Origin of the sequence: Corynebacterium anserum (assembly GCF_014262665.1) — a bacterium.
GTDB lineage: Bacteria > Actinomycetota > Actinomycetes > Mycobacteriales > Mycobacteriaceae > Corynebacterium > Corynebacterium anserum.
This window is the reverse complement of the sequence record NZ_CP046883.1, coordinates 1,582,171-1,600,155: the sequence shown is the minus strand read 5'-3', so window position 1 is coordinate 1,600,155 and position 17,985 is coordinate 1,582,171. Positions and strand designations below refer to the sequence as shown.

The 17,985-nt window shown below is 55.6% G+C and carries 13 protein-coding genes and 1 tRNA gene; 9 read left to right on the top strand and 5 right to left on the bottom strand.

The annotated features are described in order from the left end of the window. Positions 1-78 precede the first annotated feature (78 nt). Both GP473_RS06660 and GP473_RS06655 read right to left on the bottom strand, forming a co-directional pair. The gene (locus GP473_RS06660; protein ID WP_246394736.1) at positions 79-1,461 is read right to left on the bottom strand and encodes an MFS transporter; all 1,383 of its coding nucleotides are present in this window, start codon (positions 1,459-1,461) and stop codon (positions 79-81) included. A 118-nt stretch (positions 1,462-1,579) separates the two neighbouring features. After that, positions 1,580-1,651: transfer RNA gene (locus GP473_RS06655), tRNA-Gln, on the bottom strand. A gap of 90 nt (positions 1,652-1,741) precedes the next feature. Between GP473_RS06655 and mfd the strand changes: the two genes are divergently transcribed. Beyond that, positions 1,742-5,497, top strand: coding sequence for a transcription-repair coupling factor (gene mfd / locus GP473_RS06650; RefSeq protein WP_186276749.1), 3,756 nt, complete (start codon positions 1,742-1,744; stop codon positions 5,495-5,497). 129 nt (positions 5,498-5,626) lie between these two features. Further along, on the top strand, positions 5,627-7,147 hold the full coding sequence (locus GP473_RS06645) for a MazG nucleotide pyrophosphohydrolase domain-containing protein (protein WP_186276748.1): 1,521 nt from the start codon (positions 5,627-5,629) through the stop codon (positions 7,145-7,147). A 168-nt stretch (positions 7,148-7,315) separates the two neighbouring features. Here GP473_RS06645 and GP473_RS06640 read toward each other — a convergent pair whose 3' ends face one another. The 3 genes from GP473_RS06640 to GP473_RS06630 are packed head-to-tail and all read right to left on the bottom strand — an operon-like array spanning position 7,316 to position 9,809. Further along, positions 7,316-8,167 (bottom strand): metal ABC transporter permease, encoded by an 852-nt coding sequence (locus tag GP473_RS06640; RefSeq protein ID WP_185770129.1) that lies wholly within the window; start codon positions 8,165-8,167, stop codon positions 7,316-7,318. After that, entirely contained in the window at positions 8,164-8,877 is a 714-nt protein-coding gene (locus GP473_RS06635) for a metal ABC transporter ATP-binding protein (RefSeq protein WP_185770128.1), read from the bottom strand. Before GP473_RS06635 ends, GP473_RS06640 begins: the two co-directional genes overlap by 4 nt. Then, on the bottom strand, positions 8,874-9,809 hold the full coding sequence (locus tag GP473_RS06630; RefSeq protein ID WP_185770127.1) for a metal ABC transporter substrate-binding protein: 936 nt from the start codon (positions 9,807-9,809) through the stop codon (positions 8,874-8,876). Before GP473_RS06630 ends, GP473_RS06635 begins: the two co-directional genes overlap by 4 nt. Positions 9,810-9,996: 187 nt before the next feature. Here GP473_RS06630 and GP473_RS06625 point away from each other — a divergent pair, with 187 nt between their 5' ends. From GP473_RS06625 to GP473_RS06595, 7 genes are all read left to right on the top strand, one after another. After that, positions 9,997-10,875 (top strand): metal-dependent transcriptional regulator, encoded by an 879-nt coding sequence (locus GP473_RS06625; protein WP_186276747.1) that lies wholly within the window; start codon positions 9,997-9,999, stop codon positions 10,873-10,875. A gap of 161 nt (positions 10,876-11,036) precedes the next feature. After that, the gene (locus tag GP473_RS06620) at positions 11,037-11,795 is read left to right on the top strand and encodes a lytic transglycosylase domain-containing protein (protein ID WP_246394735.1); all 759 of its coding nucleotides are present in this window, start codon (positions 11,037-11,039) and stop codon (positions 11,793-11,795) included. A gap of 161 nt (positions 11,796-11,956) precedes the next feature. Beyond that, positions 11,957-13,234 carry a phosphopyruvate hydratase gene (gene eno, locus GP473_RS06615; protein WP_186276746.1) on the top strand — a complete coding sequence of 426 codons (1,278 nt, stop codon included), beginning with the start codon at positions 11,957-11,959 and terminating at the stop codon, positions 13,232-13,234. Between the two features lie 376 nt (positions 13,235-13,610). After that, complete coding sequence (locus GP473_RS06610; RefSeq protein WP_246394734.1) at positions 13,611-14,513, top strand: septum formation initiator family protein; 903 nt, start codon at positions 13,611-13,613, stop codon at positions 14,511-14,513. 204 nt (positions 14,514-14,717) lie between these two features. Beyond that, entirely contained in the window at positions 14,718-15,689 is a 972-nt protein-coding gene (locus GP473_RS06605; protein WP_186276745.1) for an ABC transporter ATP-binding protein, read from the top strand. A gap of 125 nt (positions 15,690-15,814) precedes the next feature. After that, the gene (locus GP473_RS06600) at positions 15,815-17,311 is read left to right on the top strand and encodes a hypothetical protein (RefSeq protein WP_186276744.1); all 1,497 of its coding nucleotides are present in this window, start codon (positions 15,815-15,817) and stop codon (positions 17,309-17,311) included. Positions 17,312-17,426: 115 nt separating this feature from the next. Continuing rightward, positions 17,427-17,975 (top strand): DUF501 domain-containing protein, encoded by a 549-nt coding sequence (locus GP473_RS06595; protein ID WP_185770122.1) that lies wholly within the window; start codon positions 17,427-17,429, stop codon positions 17,973-17,975. The last annotated feature ends 10 nt before the right edge of the window (positions 17,976-17,985 follow it).

Here is a 17,985-nt window from a genome sequence, read left to right as displayed (position 1 = left end):
CGACGTGCTCACAACAAGGCTGCTCGCAATATGGCTGCTCACCTCATGGCGAGGAGGCACAGTGACACAAATGAGGCGTTACGTCCCGCGAGAAACCTCGGGTAAGCGCACAGCCATGAACGCGCCAATCAGTCCCAGGAAGGCCAATGCGCCGAGAGCCCACAGAGTTCCAGCAATGGCCAATACGGATGTCAATGCGCCGACGACCAACAAGATGAGCCCCATGAGCGTGTTAGCGACGGACACATAACGCGTGCGCAGATCGCCTTCGGCCATATCCACCACATAAGTGGAGCGCGCCACGCGGATCGCCGCGTGTGCAACCGAGATAAGGAAAAACGCCAGTGGTAACCACCACCCCAGCGAACTCTCCCACAGCTCCGCCACCGCTATCGTCGCTGCCAATACGACAGAGGCGAACACCGCAGCCCCAGTAAGAGTGTTCTTCGACGAGGTATCTGACAGAGCTCCGGAGACACGTCCCGCAAGCAATGACGCTAAGCCGCCAGCCAGCACGAACAGCCCTAGGCCTCCGAGAGAAGCTGACGATATGGTGTTGGCGTCGGCGGACGACGACTCGGAAGACAAAACGACGAGGAACGACGGAGACAACGCGGAGACGAGCATCAGCGAACGTACGCCGACGAAGTTACGGAAAGGCGCATCTGAACGGACGAGATCGATAATGTCACCCACGATCGTGGAGAGAGAAATATCAGTCTGTGTTGGCTCCGAAGCGGGCTCCTTAATCCGGCTAAACAGCACATAACTCGCAAACCAAGATAGCGCTGCAACCCCGAACAGTACGGCGAAAAGACGAGGTGTCAGGCCACCGTGAAGAACAGCCAGAATGAGCCCCACGACGATAGTCACCGCGCCGGATACAGTGGTGGAAAATCCGGTCACTCGGCCGCGGAAGCCCTTTGGCATCGTGCGTCCCTGGACGTCTTTGGAGGCTAGCGAAACGAGAGCCCGAAATAAGGACAATCCCGCAAGTGCAGCGAGGAAAATCAGACCAGCTGTCAGTCCGGAGGTGAACAGGGCAGCAAGTGCCATCACCAGGCAGCAGATTCCCTGCCCAATGGTGCCTACCTGCATGAGGGGGAGACGGCGCGCCTGACGCTGCAGCCATGGTCGCAATGCAGCTTGGGGGAGCATCGATCCCGACTCGCGAATTGGCACGAGGAGCGGCATAATCCAGGCCGGAGCACCGACCGAGGTAAGGAACCAGGGAAGCGTGGACTTTGCAGAGATAATCTGGTCGCCTACGTTTTGAGATCCGAACCCCAGGGAAAAACGCGCCGCGTTTTCCGGTACGTTCGGGAGCTCACTTGCTGGTGGTTCTCCGAGGACGCGGTGGGAGAACGTAATGAGTAGAGAAGTTCGGCTGCTTTCGCCACGACGTTTCTTCGTAGTGGAGGCCAGGCCGTGGGAGTCATGTGGTCTGTGGGGGCTAGACATGGTTGTGCCCGCTATCTTTTCGTGGTTGCAGTGGGGTTAGTGGTTCTGGTGGTATCCATTGAGATGCGAAAAACCCGCAGGTGGAAAGTGAAATTGTTACCTACGGGTCTGTGAAAAGCTCTCCCACCAGGACTCGAACCTAGAATGACGGTACCAAAAACCGCAGTGTTGCCAATTACACCATGGGAGATTCGGATAGAAACTCTACAACATAAGTGCGCGAGGGTGTGAACCGGACCGTCGAATATCTTCGTCGCTCCGCCCGTTAGACTTGTGTGCCATGAGCCCAAAAGCTTCCCAGTCTGCTGTGTCTAATGCCGATTCGGCCGGATCCTCCACAACCATCAACGCTAAAATACCCAGTTTGGCCGGTGTTTTGCGCGCAGCTGCGCGAGATTCGAAGCTCCGGGGTGTGGTGACGCATATCGGAGAACCGACATTGCATATGCAGGCGCCGGAGGGGGTGTGGCCATTCATCGCCGGAACCATTGCACAGCATGCTCCATTATTGGTGGTGACTGCTTCTGGTCGGCAGGCAGATGACTTAGGGGTGGCTTTGCGCGCCATGTTAGGTGATGTGGTGGAGGTGTTCCCGGCGTGGGAAACGTTGCCCCATGAGCGCCTGAGTCCGGGGGTGGAGACCGTCTCTCAACGCATGCGCGTAATGCGTCGGCTTAGTTTGGCTCGCTCTGGTGAGAGCGACGCCACTACTCCGCCTCTACGGGTAGTCGTGGCGCCCACGCGATCCTTGGTACAGCCCATTCAGGAACACCTGGGTGAGGTAGAACCAATCCGTTTGCTCGAAGGTGAGGAAATCGATTTCGAACGGCTGCAGGAACGGCTAGTCCTATTCGGTTACTCTCCCGTGGATGTCGTGGCTAAGCGTGGTCATTTCGCAGTTCGCGGTGGAATTGTGGATATTTTCCCTGCCACAGAGGAGCTGCCGGTTCGTGTGGAGTTTTGGGGTGATGAGGTTTCCGAGGTACGTGCTTTTTCCGTAGGAGACCAGCGCACTATCCCCGGTCAGATTGAGCGAGCAATCAATGTGTATCCGTGCCGTGAACTATTGTTAACCGATTCGGTGACGAAGAGAGCGGCAGAGCTTTCTGTGGAACGCGCAAGTAACCCAGAACTGGCGGATCTGCTGGATAAGATCAGTCAAAAGATCGCCGCGCCTGGGATGGAGTCTTTGATACCTGTCTTACATGATGGCCCGCTTGTGACGTTGCCGGAATTGATGCCAGAGAGAACTCACACACTGATCACGGCACCTGCACGGGTGTATCGACGCGCCCAGGATCTTATCGAGACTGGTCGGCAGTTCATGGAGGCCGGATGGGATATTGCGGCTATGGGCGGGGCAGCTCCGATGGAAGGTGTGGCGTATCTCGACGTGAATGAGGTTCGGGATGCTCAGCATGACTGCCCGTGGTGGACTTTGTCGCCAATGGGGATGGCGGATGCGGATAACGGCTTCGCGTCAGATGTTCTGGAGCTCGACTACCAGCCAGCGCCAGCACCACATGGGGATCTGGATGCTATTGGCGCGTTGATGGGGGAGATCCGGCGTCGGGTCGAAGGAGGCGGCCGGGTAGCCTTCGCTGCGCCGACGCCAACAGTGGCAGGCCGGATGTTGCGTCGAATGAAAGAAGCCGGCATCCATGCCGAGGCTATCGGGGTGGATCTTAAGGGGCAGCGGGGCTTAGGACGCGTGAGACAAAGTGCCTTCACATGCGCGGATGAACCTGCCGCTGGAACCGTGAGTATCTATCATGCGGTGAGCCACGCCGGTGTAGATTTCCCATTTGCCGGGGATGACAGTCAACCGCCCATGTTGTTCCTGACAGAAACGGACCTCACGGGTAATCGCGTGGAGGCTGCGGCCACTGGTCGGCGCAAACCGGCTAAGAAGCGTAACCGGGTGGATCCTTTAGCTTTGGAACCGGGTGACTTGGTGGTGCATGACAGTCATGGCATCGGCAAGTTTATAAAGATGACTGAGCGTACAGTCGGGCGGGGAGCGGATGCATCTCGTCGTGAATACCTGGTGCTGGAATACGCCCCGAGCAAGCGCGGCGGTCCGGGCGATCAGCTCTACGTTCCGATGGATCAGCTAGACATGCTGTCCCGCTATGTTGGCGGGGAGCGGCCAGCGCTGTCGAAGATGGGCGGCGCAGATTGGAAGAGTACGAAGCGTAAGGCTCGGGGAGCAGTGCGTGAAATTGCTGCGGAGTTGGTGCAGCTTTATGCGCAGCGCCAAGCTGCACCGGGTTACGCTTTTGCGCCGGATTCCCCGTGGCAGCGGGAGATGGAAGAAGCGTTCCCCTACACCGAAACCGAGGATCAGTGGAATGCCATAGAGGCTGTGAAAGCAGATATGGAGAAGGCTGTGCCGATGGACCGCGTGATCATTGGTGACGTGGGCTACGGCAAGACGGAGGTTGCCGTTCGTGCCGCTTTTAAGGCTGTTCAATCGGGTAAACAGGTGGCGGTGTTGGTGCCGACTACTCTCTTGGCGCAGCAACACTACGCCACCTTCACTGAACGCATGCAGGATTTTCCGACGACCATTCGGGAGCTGTCCCGTTTTACCGGCCCCAAGGAGTCTAAGGATGTGCTGAAAGGCATGGCCGATGGCACGGTGGACATCGTGATCGGCACGCATCGTTTGCTGCAAACGGGAGTGCAGTGGAAGGATCTGGGGCTCATCGTGGTTGATGAGGAACAGCGTTTTGGCGTCGAGCATAAGGAACACATCAAGGCGCTGCGCACCCATGTTGATGTGCTGACCATGTCGGCCACCCCTATCCCGCGTACGCTGGAGATGTCGATGGCGGGTATCCGGGAGATGTCGACGATTTTGACCCCTCCCGAGGATCGTCACCCCGTTTTGACCTACGTGGGACCACAAGAAAATAAGCACGTTGCCGCGGCGATTCGACGTGAGTTACTGCGCGATGGGCAGGTTTTCTACGTGCATAACCGGGTGAAAGATATTGAGAAGGTGGCCGGTGACATACGCGCGATGGTGCCGGAAGCGCGTGTGGTTGTGGCACATGGGCAGATGTCCGAGGAACAACTGGAGACTACGGTCAAAGGCTTTTGGGATCGCGAGTTCGATGTGCTGGTGTGTACCACGATTGTGGAGACGGGCCTTGATATATCTAATGCCAACACCCTCATCGTGGAGAATGCACACCACATGGGCTTGTCTCAGTTGCACCAGCTGCGCGGCCGCGTGGGGCGTTCGCGCGACCGTGGCTATGCGTATTTCCTCTATCCGAAGGGCGAGGTATTGACGGAAACGTCATATGACCGCCTGTCTACTATCGCGGCTAATAACGATTTGGGTGCAGGTATGGCCGTAGCAATGAAGGATCTAGAGATGCGAGGCGCGGGCAATGTGCTGGGAGCAGAACAGTCTGGACATATTGCCGGAGTGGGTTTTGATCTTTACGTCCGCTTGGTGGGAGAGGCTGTGGAGGCCTTCCGTGCGATGGCCGATGGAGAAGTGGTTGATGGCCGCGAGGAGGAAAAGAAGGAGATCCGTGTAGATCTGCCTATCGATGCGCATATCCCGTCGGAGTACGTGGCATCGGAACGCCTGCGCTTGGAGGCTTATCGCAAGTTTGCTGAGGTGGAGACCGATGAAGACGTCGTGAAGGTACTGGATGAGCTCCAGGATCGCTATGGTGAGTCCCCGCAGCAGGTGATGCACCTTGCTGCTGTATCGAGATTGCGCATGTTGTGCCGTGATCTCAAAGTTGGCGAGGTGGTGCAGGCAGGTACGAAAATAAGCTTCAGTCCTATCGAACTTGCTGATTCTGGCCAAGTTCGGCTCAAGCGTTTGTTCCCTTCCGCGGTGTACCGGGCGACGACGAAAGTTGTGCTAATTCCTGCTCCCAAGGAAGGAGCGGGGATGCGTGCCGTGGCTCTGCGTGACGTGGATTTGGTCCAGTGGTGCGCCGATGCCTTGACTCAGTTGGCTGGCATTCCGGAGCGAAATATGCGCGGCGAAGACGTGATTACCCGCTAGTTGAGTGAGCTACTGCTCAGGGGTTCTGTGTGCTATCGCTCAGCGACTTGCTGAGAACTCAGTGAACCGCTCGTTACTAAGGGTTTGCTTGCCTGTGAGTTAGATAAGACACGGGTAAGATGTGGAGCCATGTCTGTCGTATTGCTCGATCCCCGTTTCCCCGCGATGATCCCTGTCGAGTCCGTTCCTCTTCTTCAGGGTGATGTCTCTTACACGGAGGAAGTGCCGGTGCGCGTGCGCTGGACGATCTTAGATTTAGGCGGGCATGCTGTCGACGATTCAGATGTTCTCGTCACCACGGATCTCACTAATGATGCCGTTCGTGCCCGCCTTTCCGAAGGTGAGGAGTTGGTGAAAGCGCCCTCCCTGTTGGTTGAAATGGAACCCCAGCGTCAGCTAGAAGGTTCTGGTCACAGCGAGAAAAAGGCGCCCCAGATGCCGAGCGCATCAGCGGTTAAGGGGGACTTTTCTCGCCACACTGCCTCCCGGAACACGGCGACCAATGGAGAACAAGCATCTGTTCCAGAGGAAGCACAGGCATCAGCTCAGAAGGTAGCGGCGGGTTCTGGTCAGGATGAGGTTAAGAATTCTGACTCCGCTGCGGAGAGTTCATCAGGTAGTGGTGAGGCTGGTGCTGACAAGGTAGTGGAATACTCCGGCGGTGGAGTCGTGGACGGCACAGTCGTGGGTACGGACGAACACACGGTGGCGGTGGCAGGCATGCGGCGCACACAGCGTACGGAAGTTCCCGCATCTGTGATGGATGAAGTTGAGGATGCTGTGGCTCTCATGGCACGTGCGCATCGCCAGGGAGAATGGGAGCAGAGTATGACGCATTCGTCGTTGATCCCATTTCTGCGGGAGGAAACGGAAGAACTTGCTCGCATTGTTGACGTAATAGAACACTCCGTCCAGACTAAAGCCAAAGACGAAGGCGAGCAGAACGTGGATGCTGAGGCTCAGGGTGCCGAAGCAAAAAAGATCACGGCCACAGACACTGCGGGCAGCGACGGAGAGAGTCAGCAGGACGCAGACAATGGCACCAGCTCCGACGACAGGGGAGATGTACCACAATGGCTTGAGCAGGAACTCTGCATGGAGCTATCCGACGTGCTTCTCCAGGTGCTGTTCCACGCAGAAATTGCGAATCGCCGTGGTGCTTTTGACATCGGACACGTGGCAGGAGCGTTTGTGGCGAAATTGCGGTCGCGTGCGCCGTACCTGTTTGAGTCGGTGGAACGCCAGGTTCCTAAGACTGAACAAGACCGACTGTGGGAGGAAGGCAAGAAGCGTGAGCGTGAGGAGCGCGAGAAGTCTCTCGGCGCGGACGGTCCAGCCTATGTTGAATTGATTAATGCCAAGGATGATGTTTCTGAGGGCGCACGTGAACACGCTGGGGCGTTGGCAAAGCAGAAGACCGCGAACTCAGTGCAACAGTCAGTTGCTTCTTCCTCAGGGGAATCAGGATTGCAGGCAGCTGAAAATGTCATCAGGGATGCTCGAAAATTGGGGCTGAGCGATTCGGAAATCCCAATGGACATCCGTTACCCGTTGGTGGGCTTAGAAATGGACAAGCCGGGTGAAGCGGATCGCCGTCTCAAGGATGCGGTCCAGAATTTCCGCGAGGCTTTGAAGAAGATTCAGAATTAACCCGACAGGCGGCAACTGTTTCCCGGCGGTAACCGGCGCGATGATAAGTGCCACGTGGTGTTAGCCATAGAGATGGCTCACAACGGTCAAGAGGATCTTGTGCCGGTTGGTGTTCGCCGCAGCGGTCACTGCGGCGAATAAAGACTGGCTAGCCCTGGATGAAGCAAGTTAAGCCTGGTGGGTTTGTCGGCGGGTGATGAGACGGGTGACCAACCCTTCCCGAGGGCCAAACAGGTACACCACAGCAAAAATACTCGACTGCACCGCGACAATCGTTCCACCACTGGAAATGTCGAGGTGATAGCTGAGGATGATGCCTCCGACGCCACTAATCCACGCCACGAGGGGAGCGATAATAAGCATGCGCTCAAACTTTGTTGTGAGTAGATAGGCGATAGCCCCCGGGGTGATGAGGAGAGCCACGACAAGAATTACACCGACGGCCTGAACTCCAGAGACAACAACCATCGCCATGGCGATGAGCAGCAGAGCACTGATGAGCTTCACGGGAAAACCGAGTGTGCCGGTATGAATCGGATCGAACGCCCACATGGTAAATGCTCGGCGACATACCAACGCAATAATGATCGCGACGGTGCTGCAGATCATCACCTGAACAAACGACGACTTTGATACTCCCAGGAGGTTTCCGAAGAGTATTTCTTGCGTGTAGCCGGAAGCTGGTGTGACGGAAATCAAAACTAAACCGATGGCGAATAGGGAGGTGAACACGATGCCGATACTCGTGTCTTCCCTGAGCGATGTTCGGCTACCGACACCATGCACAAGTGCAACGGCCAACAACGCTGCAGCAAGCGCACCCACAGCGAAGGGGAGTCCCAGTGCGAAAGCGAGAACCACGCCGGGCAACACTGCGTGAGAGATCGCGTCGCCGAGTAGGGACCAGCCGACGAGAATCAGCCAACAGGACAGAAGTCCTGCGGCGATGGCCACAAAGGTCACTACCAGTAGGCCTTGCTGGATGAATGCATATTGAAATGGTTCTACGAGCTGGCTCATGAGGCAGCACCATCTCCAAAGGCGGCGAGTAGCTTCTCAGGCTGTAGTACTTCATCAACGCTTCCGTGGGCGATGACTGTACGGTTAAGCAACGTTACTTCATCGGCGAGCTCAGAGAGCTTGTCGAGGTCGTGGGTGCTGATCAGAATGGCTGCTCCTTCCGCGCTGATGCTTCTCAGTAATTCAGTCATGTGGCGTTGGTTTGTGGCGTCGACACCGGCAAAGGGTTCGTCAAGAAAGAGTATGCGGGCCTGTTGAGCCAAACCTCGTGCCACGAATGTGCGCTTTTTTTGGCCACCGGAGAGGCGGCCGATCTGCCGGTTGCGGTAGTCAGTGAGGTCGGTACGGGCGAGGGCCTCATCGACGATTGCCGTGTCCTCAGTGCTCAGCCTGCCCCACCACCTGCCCCATCGACCAGCTCGTCGTCCACATGCCACGACGTCCTTGACGCGGATAGGGAAGTTCCAGTCCACAGCCTCGGACTGGGGGACATAAGCCACCGCACCGGGCGCAGGGTTGTCCAATTCCACCTGTCCGGAGTCTGGCTGTACCTGTCCCATGAGAGTCTTAAAGAGGGTGGACTTGCCCGATCCGTTCGTTCCGATGAGTGCATGGATCTGTCCATAGCGCAGGGTGATGTCCACGTTCTCCAGTGCTGAGACGGAACCATAGTGCACGCTGATGTTGTGCGCGCGTAGCGCTACGGTCATTTGTTTAAGCCTTCCACGATGGTGGTGACGTCATGGTTGATGAGATCCAGATAAGTAGGAACTGGACCGTCTTCCGGAGAGAGGGAGTCCACGTAGAGCGTGCCGCCGTCCGCAGCGCCGGTTTCGCGCATGAGTTGTTCTTGCGGACCGTGCTCAACGGTGGATTCGCAGAATACCGCGGGTACGTGGTGTTCCTTGACGAAGTCCGCAGCCTGGCGTATTTGGCCTGGGGTGATTTCGCCCTTGGTGTTGACTGGCCAGATGTATCCCTCTTCCATTCCCGCTTCCTTCGCAAGGTAGCTGAATGCTCCTTCGCAGGTGACGAGCGCACGCTTCGTCTTCGGTAGTTTTTCTAGCCCTTCAGTGAGTTTGTTATCTACTCCGTCGAGCTTGTTCTTGTACTCCTTCGCATTATTTTCAAATGTGGTGCTGTGGTTCGGATCGATGTCGCTCAAAGCACGAACAATGTTGTCGACGTAGATCTTGACCAGCCGCGGGCTCATCCACGCATGGGGGTTGGGGGAATCGGTTCCTTCGATGTTGATTGGCTCCACGCCGTCGCTGACGGTGACTCGTTTGGCCTTGGAGTTCTCGAGTAGTTTGTCTGTCCAGTGTTCGAGTCCCAGGCCGTTTTCCAGTACGAGATCAGCTTTGGATGCTTCGGCGATGTTGGATGGCGTGGGATCGTAGCCGTGGATTTCCGCGCCGGGTTCGGTGATGCTGCTGACTTCGACGGCATCGCCCCCGATCGTCCTGGTGATGTCTTCGAGAATGGTGAAGGTGGTGAGGACGCGGGGTTTGCCGCCTTCATGATCGGTAGCGCTGCTGCATGCGGCGAGGCTACTGATGAGCGTTGCGGCGCTCAACGCTGCGAAGATTGTGCGCGTTGTGTTGGTACGGGTGTGGTGTCCGTGCGTGCGTATGTTCAACATGTTCACTCTCAAGGTATAAAAAGTTCAATGACTTGAACACTTAAACCTATAATTAGAATGATTGTCAATAGGGGCGGGATTTTACTCGAGAAATGCGTGTTTTCTCAATTACTCAATAAGTCACATAATTGCCCCGCCAGCAGCAAGTTCGCATGAATTGTGATGTTCATCCCGTAAACTTGCCTCCATGCATGTCTTGGATCTGCCACATAAGTCTCAGGACTATCTGAAGGCCATTTTTGACCTCCACGAGTGGGGCGATGACCGGGCGACCCTCGGCAAAATAGCTGAACGCTTGGGGCAGCGCACGTCAACAACCTCAGAGGGGATTAAGCGTTTAGCTAAACAGGGTTTGGTGGAACATGCCCCTTATGCAGATGTCGTGTTGACGGACAAAGGGCAGGAGCTTGCGGTTCAGATTGTGCGTCGGCACCGGTTGGTTGAGACATACCTGTTCCACGAGTTGGGTTATGGACTAGACGAGCTGCATGATGAGGCTGAGATTCTCGAACATGCCGTGTCTGATCGTTTTCTGGAGCGTATTAGCGCCCGGATGGGGCACCCGCAGCGTGACCCGCACGGTGACCCTATCCCCTCTATTACCGGCGCGGTAAATGTCCCGGAGGTTCTTTCTCTATCCGACGCCACCTGTGGTGCCTTATACCTAGTCGACCGCATAAGTGATCGTGACCCGGAGTTATTGCGCTATTTGCGCGATCGTGGAGTATTGCCGGGGGTAACGTTGCGTATGCGTGAACGTCCCTACCCGGAATTGGCGGAGTTGGAGATTGTAGGGGGATGCCAGCCCTCCGCGAGCGGAGCGCGGGTGCAGCTTCCTATCCAATCTCTCAGTGCAGTTTTGTGTGAAGAGGCGACTGACCACGCTGAAACGCAGGGGAAGGCGGCTAGCCACGCTGAAACGCAGGGGAAGGCGGTTAGCCACACTGAAACGCAGGGGAAGGCGGCTAGCCACGCTGAAACGAGCGTGAGGCGGAATAGTAACGCTGATGCCGGGCTGGAAGACAATGATGGTGCAGCTATGCCTGGCACTGGGGTGATGCCGTAATGGCAAATAGTGCCAAGCGTAGCGTCGGTAGTCTTCCCGCCCCGAAGCGTCAGCGCACTTCCTATCCGCAGTGGAGTAGGGGTGCTACCGCGACACGTCAGATGCGAGGGCATCGTTCGCCGCACAACCGAAGCCGGAGGATGCGTGGAGGTTGTGGTTTCATGTTGGTCGTTGTCGCACTGCTTGCCGTCATCGCATTGGTTGGTTTTCTGGTTGCGGCGATGACGAGCAAGGGGCACTCGAGCTCCGAGCGAATGCCCGTACCTAGTGATGTTCCACCGGCTGCGGCACAGCCTGCTCCGAATATCAATATTCACGGTTCGGGCCGCAGCGCTCTTCAGCTACGCCAGTGGGCTGAGCCTTTGGCAGAAAAAACGGGCATCCCTGTGCAGGCGTTAATGGCTTATGGCAACGCTGAGGTGATTGCGCGGCAGACTCGCCCGGAATGTGGCATCACGTGGAATACTCTCGCGGGGCTCGGTTACGTGGAGACCCTTCATGGCACGTATGACGGCCAGCATTATGGGGTGTCCAAGTTGAATGATGAGGGGTTTGCGGAGCCGCCGATTTTCGGTCCGCAGCTTAATGGCGGGGAGTTTGCGCGCGTGGAGGATTCTGATCACGGCAAACTTGACGGTGACAAAGAGTTTGATCGGGCGATGGGGCCCATGCAGTTCATTCCCCAGGCGTGGGAGACGTACGGTGTGGATGCTAACGGTGACGGTAAGTCATCTCCTCAAAACATCGACGACGCCGCCGCAGCAGCTGTACGCTTGCTCTGCGATTTCCACAGAAATTTAGCTACCCCAGAGGGGTGGACGAAGGCTATTCACGCATACAACCTCAGCGACGAATACGTCATCAAAGTGCGTGATGCCGCGGCCAATTACGCGTTGAATCAGACTCCGAGCCGTTTCTAACGTTCATGTGTAACCCCGCAACGGGGGCAAACACGGGAGAAAACCATCGCCATTAGTGGAAGAATAGGGGTGTATCGCATGGCCGTGGTGCTGTGGGTTTGATGCTCCGCATCCGTCATGCGCTGTAACCGGAACGTAACGAGCCCGAGGAGGCTTCACACATGGCCGAAATCATGCAGATCATCGCCCGCGAAATCCTGGATTCCCGTGGCAACCCAACTGTGGAAGTGGAGGTGGGTCTGGATGACGGTTCGATCGGCCGTGCTGCAGTTCCATCCGGCGCATCTACCGGTGTCCACGAGGCCCACGAGTTGCGTGATGGCGACGACCGCTACTTGGGTAAGGGCGTGTCGAAGGCTGTAGACAATGTCATCAACGAAATTGATGAAGAGCTCGCTGGATATGAAGCTGATGACCAGCGAGCTATTGATCAGGCAATGATCAAGCTGGACGGTACTGAGAACAAGTCTCGCTTGGGTGCTAACGCCATTTTGGGCGTGTCTATGGCTGTGGCTCATGCCGCCGCTGAGTCTGCTGGTCTTCCACTCTTCCGTTATGTGGGTGGTCCGAATGGCCACGTGTTGCCTGTGCCGATGATGAACATTCTTAACGGCGGTGCGCACGCTGATTCCGGTGTGGATGTTCAAGAGTTTATGATCGCTCCAATCGGTGCCGAGTCTTTCTCCGAGGCTCTTCGCATGGGCACTGAGGTGTACCACTCCCTGAAGAAGGTCATCAAGAACAAGGGCCTGTCTACAGGATTGGGCGATGAGGGCGGTTTTGCACCGTCCGTAGAGTCCACCAAGGCTGCACTGGATTTGATTGTTGATGCCATTGAAGCTGCTGGATACAAGGTCGGTGCCGATGTGGCGCTGGCTCTGGACGTTGCTTCCTCCGAGTTCTACAAGGACGGTAAGTACCACTTCGAGGGTGGTGAACATACCGCTGAGGAAATGGCTAAGGTCTACGAGGAACTCATCGCGGCTTACCCAATTGTTTCCATCGAGGATCCCCTACAGGAGGATGATTGGGAGGGTTACACCAAGCTCACTGCGGCTATCGGAGATAAGGTCCAGCTTGTTGGTGACGACTTCTTCGTAACCAACCCCGCTCGTCTACAGGAAGGCATTGAAAAGAAGGCTGCAAATGCTTTGCTCGTGAAGGTGAACCAGATCGGTACTCTGACTGAGACCTTCGATGCCGTCGAGCTCGCTCACCGCAACGGTTATCGCACCATGATGTCTCACCGCTCTGGTGAGACTGAGGATGTCACCATTGCCGATCTGGCTGTTGCTCTGAATTGTGGCCAGATCAAGACCGGCGCCCCTGCGCGTTCTGAGCGCGTTGCGAAGTACAACCAATTGCTGCGCATTGAGCAGATCCTGGGCGATGCCGCCGAGTACGCTGGTCGTTCTGCCTTCCCACGTTTCCAGGGCTAGTCTTCACGACGAGTTTTCAAAGTATCATTCAGAGCTAGTTGTCATGACTCGCATTGAGATCTAGCAGGTCGCTAGTGGGATGGCAGATGACCGTCTGTCCTTCCACATCGGCTCCATGGTCTGAAGTCCCGCACAGCGTTGATCGCTGGGCGGGGCTTTGTTTTTGCAGTCCGTTCGGCCAGCTTGTGTTTTCACTTCGCCGTTTTTACTTCGCCACGCAACGTGCAGGTTTCATTCTCCATGCAAGGTGCGAGCTGCACCCTCCACGCAACGTGCAAGTTTCTTCCTTCAGATAACGTGCAGGTTTGGCTCTCCACGCAACTTGTAGGCGCGCCGTGAGGGTTTAATTTGTGCGAACGTTGTAAGGTCTAAACATATGACAGACAAGCGCGACCGCAGTGCTGGGGGTTTCCGTGGCTCCCATCGTGATTCTGCGCGCGTGAAAGATGGACGTAAACAGGGACGTTCCACTCCGCGTTCGGGTGCACGCGGTTCGTCTCGGGCGGCCTCGCGAACCTCTCGTGAGGAACGTTTGGCTGCTCAAGAACGACGCCACGCCTCCCGTCGCATGGCTACCGAAAAAATTGAAGCGCAACGTGAGGCCGAACGCGTTATTGTCGCTCGTGATCGCGATGCCGCGGAAATTGCGAAGGCGCAGCGTTCACGGACCACAAAGGTTAATAAAGAACCTGAGGGCGTGGAACCGAGTGATTTGCGTCAAAGACTTCCGCGCGCTCGTAGTGTGGAGCGTCAGGAGCATTTGCGTGAGCGGGCTCAAGCAGTGCCTGCCCGTATTGCTCGGTCATTTAAGCAGCTTCCGCAGAAGGTTAATCCTGCGGTGCTCACCGTCGCTGCTTTCCTCGTTATATTCCTCGCGGTTTCTATTGCCCCGCCACTGCGCAATTACTTCAGTCAACGGGCGGAGCTGGCAGAGCTCAACGCGCAGATTGATCACAAGACTCAACAACGTGATCAGCTGACTGAGGAACTGAACCGCTATAACAACAACGATTACATCCGTGAACAGGCTCGAACCCGTCTGGGATTGATCGAGCCCGGGGAATCCGTCTACCGCATCCTCAGCCCGAAAATCCAGGCAAATCCTGCGGGGAGTACTCCTGGCGTCGAGGAGGAACAGGGCGGCCAACGCGGTGAGTGGTATGAACAGCTATGGGACGCCATAGCTACACCTCCGCCAGAGGAGAAGCCAACGGGCAACCACGTCATAGACAACCAGCTGCCTACCGTGCCGGAAGACAATTCCGGACATAACCAATAGAGCCAGTGAAGCTGGCTTACAGCGCACAATGGCCTCGGAGGAGATTCTTACATGAGATAAGGATCACAGAAGTGCCGTTCTATTGGCGTTGAGGCTGAAAGGGGTAGAGCTAGGGATTGGGGAAGAGCTTGTTCTGTGTGGGACTGATCCGCTGAGCAAGAGAAAACCCGCTCTGTCGTCTATTTGGACGTATAGGGTGGACGTATGACAGCTTCTTCTCCGCAGATCTCCTCGACGGTAACTCAGAACCCCACATCGTCCGAACTTGTGGTTGAGGTGCGTGGTCTCTATAAGTCTTTTGGAAATTCGAAAGCGCTGAGGGGCTTGGATCTTAGCGTGTACAGAGGCAGTATTCACGGATTTCTCGGACCTAATGGTGCAGGCAAGTCGACCACCATTCGCACTCTTTTGGGGCTCCTCAGCCCAGAAAAGGCCGCTGGTACGGTGGTGAAACTGCTGGGGTACTCGCCGCATAACCATCCAGAGGTGTTACGCCGAGTAGGCTATGTCCCTGGGGAGGTTGCTTTGTGGCCAAACCTTACGGGTGAGGAGACTCTTCGCGCTTTGGAAAAACTGCGTGGAGTTTCCGTGGATCGGGGCAAAGAGCGTCAACTCATTAGTGATTTTTGCTTGGACACATCCCGAAAGGTGCGGGAGTATTCCACGGGTAATCGTCGAAAAGTGTTGCTTGTAGCTGCTTTTTCCTTCAACGCTGAGCTTTATATTTTCGACGAACCCACCGCTGGGTTGGATCCTTTGATGGAGAACGTATTTACCCAGTGGTGTTGTCAGGAACGGGATCGTGGTGCGAGCATCCTGCTATCAAGTCATATTATGAGTGAGGTGGAGAAGCTATGTGACCACATTACTGTGATCAAAGAGGGTTATGCGGTGGATACGGGGTCAGTAGCGGATCTGCGGCATTTATCGGACGTGGTAATTACCGCTGTAAAACCGTCACCGTCATCGGGGGAATCGAGCACAGAACGAGTTACTATTACTGTTCCGCGGGATCAGTCCGCAGAAAGACTCCGGCGCCTGTTGGATGATGGTGCGCAGGACATCACTTGTAATCCGGCTAGTTTGGAACAAATCTTCTTGCATCACTATGAGCTTGGTGAGCCTTATCGAGAGAGCACTCGTGACCGTGAAAAGTCTGGCGAGGTCGAGCAATGACAGTGGTAGCGAGAAGACATGGACTATCTGAAATTGGATGTCTGACAACGTTCCATTTACGCTTGCATCGTCGATTCCTCACTATTTGGGGAACGTGCATTTGGGCCTTGATGACAATCTTTGTGGTGGCATATCACAATTACTACCCATCTGCAGAGTCCCGAATGGCATTGGTCAAGAGTACTGAGAGCAACGCTGGGCTGGTGGCCATGTACGGCACTATCGAGATGCCAGGAAGCTTAGGCCAGATTTTGGCGTGGGAAAGTGGCCTCTGGATGACACTGCTGCCTGCCATCATGCTCTCTCTTTTCGCCTCGAAGCTCGTGCGCAGTCCTGAGCACCAAGGTGTCGATGAAATTCTTCGCTCAGCCGGAGTAAGCAAAAGAGTTGTAGCGTGGTCACAAATCAACACTCTAGGTTTTGTTGCGCTCATCATTGGCCTAGGTTTAAGCGCGATCCTTTTAGCGTTTGGTGTGATGTATGATGGCCTGCCGATCAATGGCTGCACTCTCTATGGTGTGATGGTTGCCTTGAGTGCATTCGGTTCGGCTCTTTGTGGCTTATTTGTGATCCTCTGGGCACGTGAATCCACAGCGCTTACTCGAATCTCTTTGATAACCGTTGCGTTCGCTTTTATCCTTCGATCTATAGCTGATAGCAAATCGTGGATCATTCTGAGTTGGTTTACTCCGCTTGGTTGGCGTCAAGTAATATCGCCGTTTACTGATGATTCGTGGGTGTGTGCTGTCATTATCCTTTTTCTCAACATAATTTTTTCCACGCTCATAGTGCACTTAAATATCTCTCGTGAGTGGGATCAAGGAATACGAGGCCCCGCTACGAAAAAGACCTACACATCACGCGCCATGGGTGGACCATACCGGCTGCGGTTTGTACTTGACCGACCGATCATCCTTACGTGGGTGCTGGTGACAGGGGGGTGTTCTGCATTCTTCATGCTTCTTATCGGTTCTATGAGAGAACTCCTCTCCAGTGATGAGAACACAGCGGAGGTATTCCGTCAGTTCCTTTCTCAAGGTGAACTGGAGATCACTTATGTACGTTTCGCAATCCGCTTTCTCAGCATTCTGATTGCAGTGGCTGGCGTGAGCATCGTGATGCGTTACCGTGCTGCTGAGAAGAACCGTACTGTAGATATCGTGCGTTCTACGGGTATAAACCGCAGTACGCCCGCTGTGACCGTGGCTGCTAGCGTAATACTTACAGTGGTGACTGCCAGCGTTTGCTCCTTTCTTCTTGGAGGAATGGGACTACGGCTGCAAGCTGAAAATGTCAGTGATTCTGTTGAAGCTCTCGCTTGGGGAACGGCTACGGCAGTAGCTCCTGCAGTGTTATGTAGTGCATTCGCCCTGTTCATCGTGGGGTGGTTTCCACGCGCTTCTGCTATCGGTTGGTTACTCATCGTTGCTGCTGCCCTGCTCAGTATCGTGGGGCCGATGCTGAAACTTAGTTCGGCTGTAACCAACCTTTCGGTTTTTAACCATACGTATTCGCAACTGGATAATCCCACCGAGTTGTGGGCACAAGCGATAATGCTGTTGGGTGCAGTGGTACTGGGAGCCGGTGGCGTCGTTGGAATAAAAGGCAGGGACGTTGGCTAAACAATCACAGAGATGTTGGCTCCAAGGGACGTGATCTGTAGAGGCGTGGAGCGAGGCAGCTGAGAAGACCGGTTACAATCAGCGGAGAATACATAGCCGATGCAAGGAGCAGATTGTGGCCGTATCCGAGGCTGATCTGGACATCATGGAGACTCAGTTGGGGCGCCGACCGCGAGGAGCTGTGGAGGTTTCTTACCGCACTCCCGATGGCCAGCCAGCGGTAGTAAAAACAAAGCCGCGCCTGGACGATGGAACACCATTCCCCACTTTGTACTACCTGACGGATCCTCGACTGACCGCAGAAGCATCAAGGTTGGAAGTCGCAGGCGTGATGAAAACCATGCAAGCACGTCTGGCAGAAGATGAGGAACTAGCAGCAGACTACCAAGCAGCGCATGAGCATTACTTGGCTGAGCGCAACGCGATGGAGGACCTTGGTACCGATTTTTCCGGTGGAGGTATGCCGGATCGGGTGAAGTGTCTTCACGTACTGATCGCTTATGCGCTTGCCGAAGGGCCAGAACGCGTACGTTTAGGCACTGAAGCTGTGGCATTGGCGGGCGAGCACAACCCAAAATTGGTGGGAACCGCCTTGCCCGCGGACTGGCCGAGCGCACAGTCACTAGGTACGTCCATGTCTACGGCGAGTACTGAGGAGCTTTAAACCGTGAGCA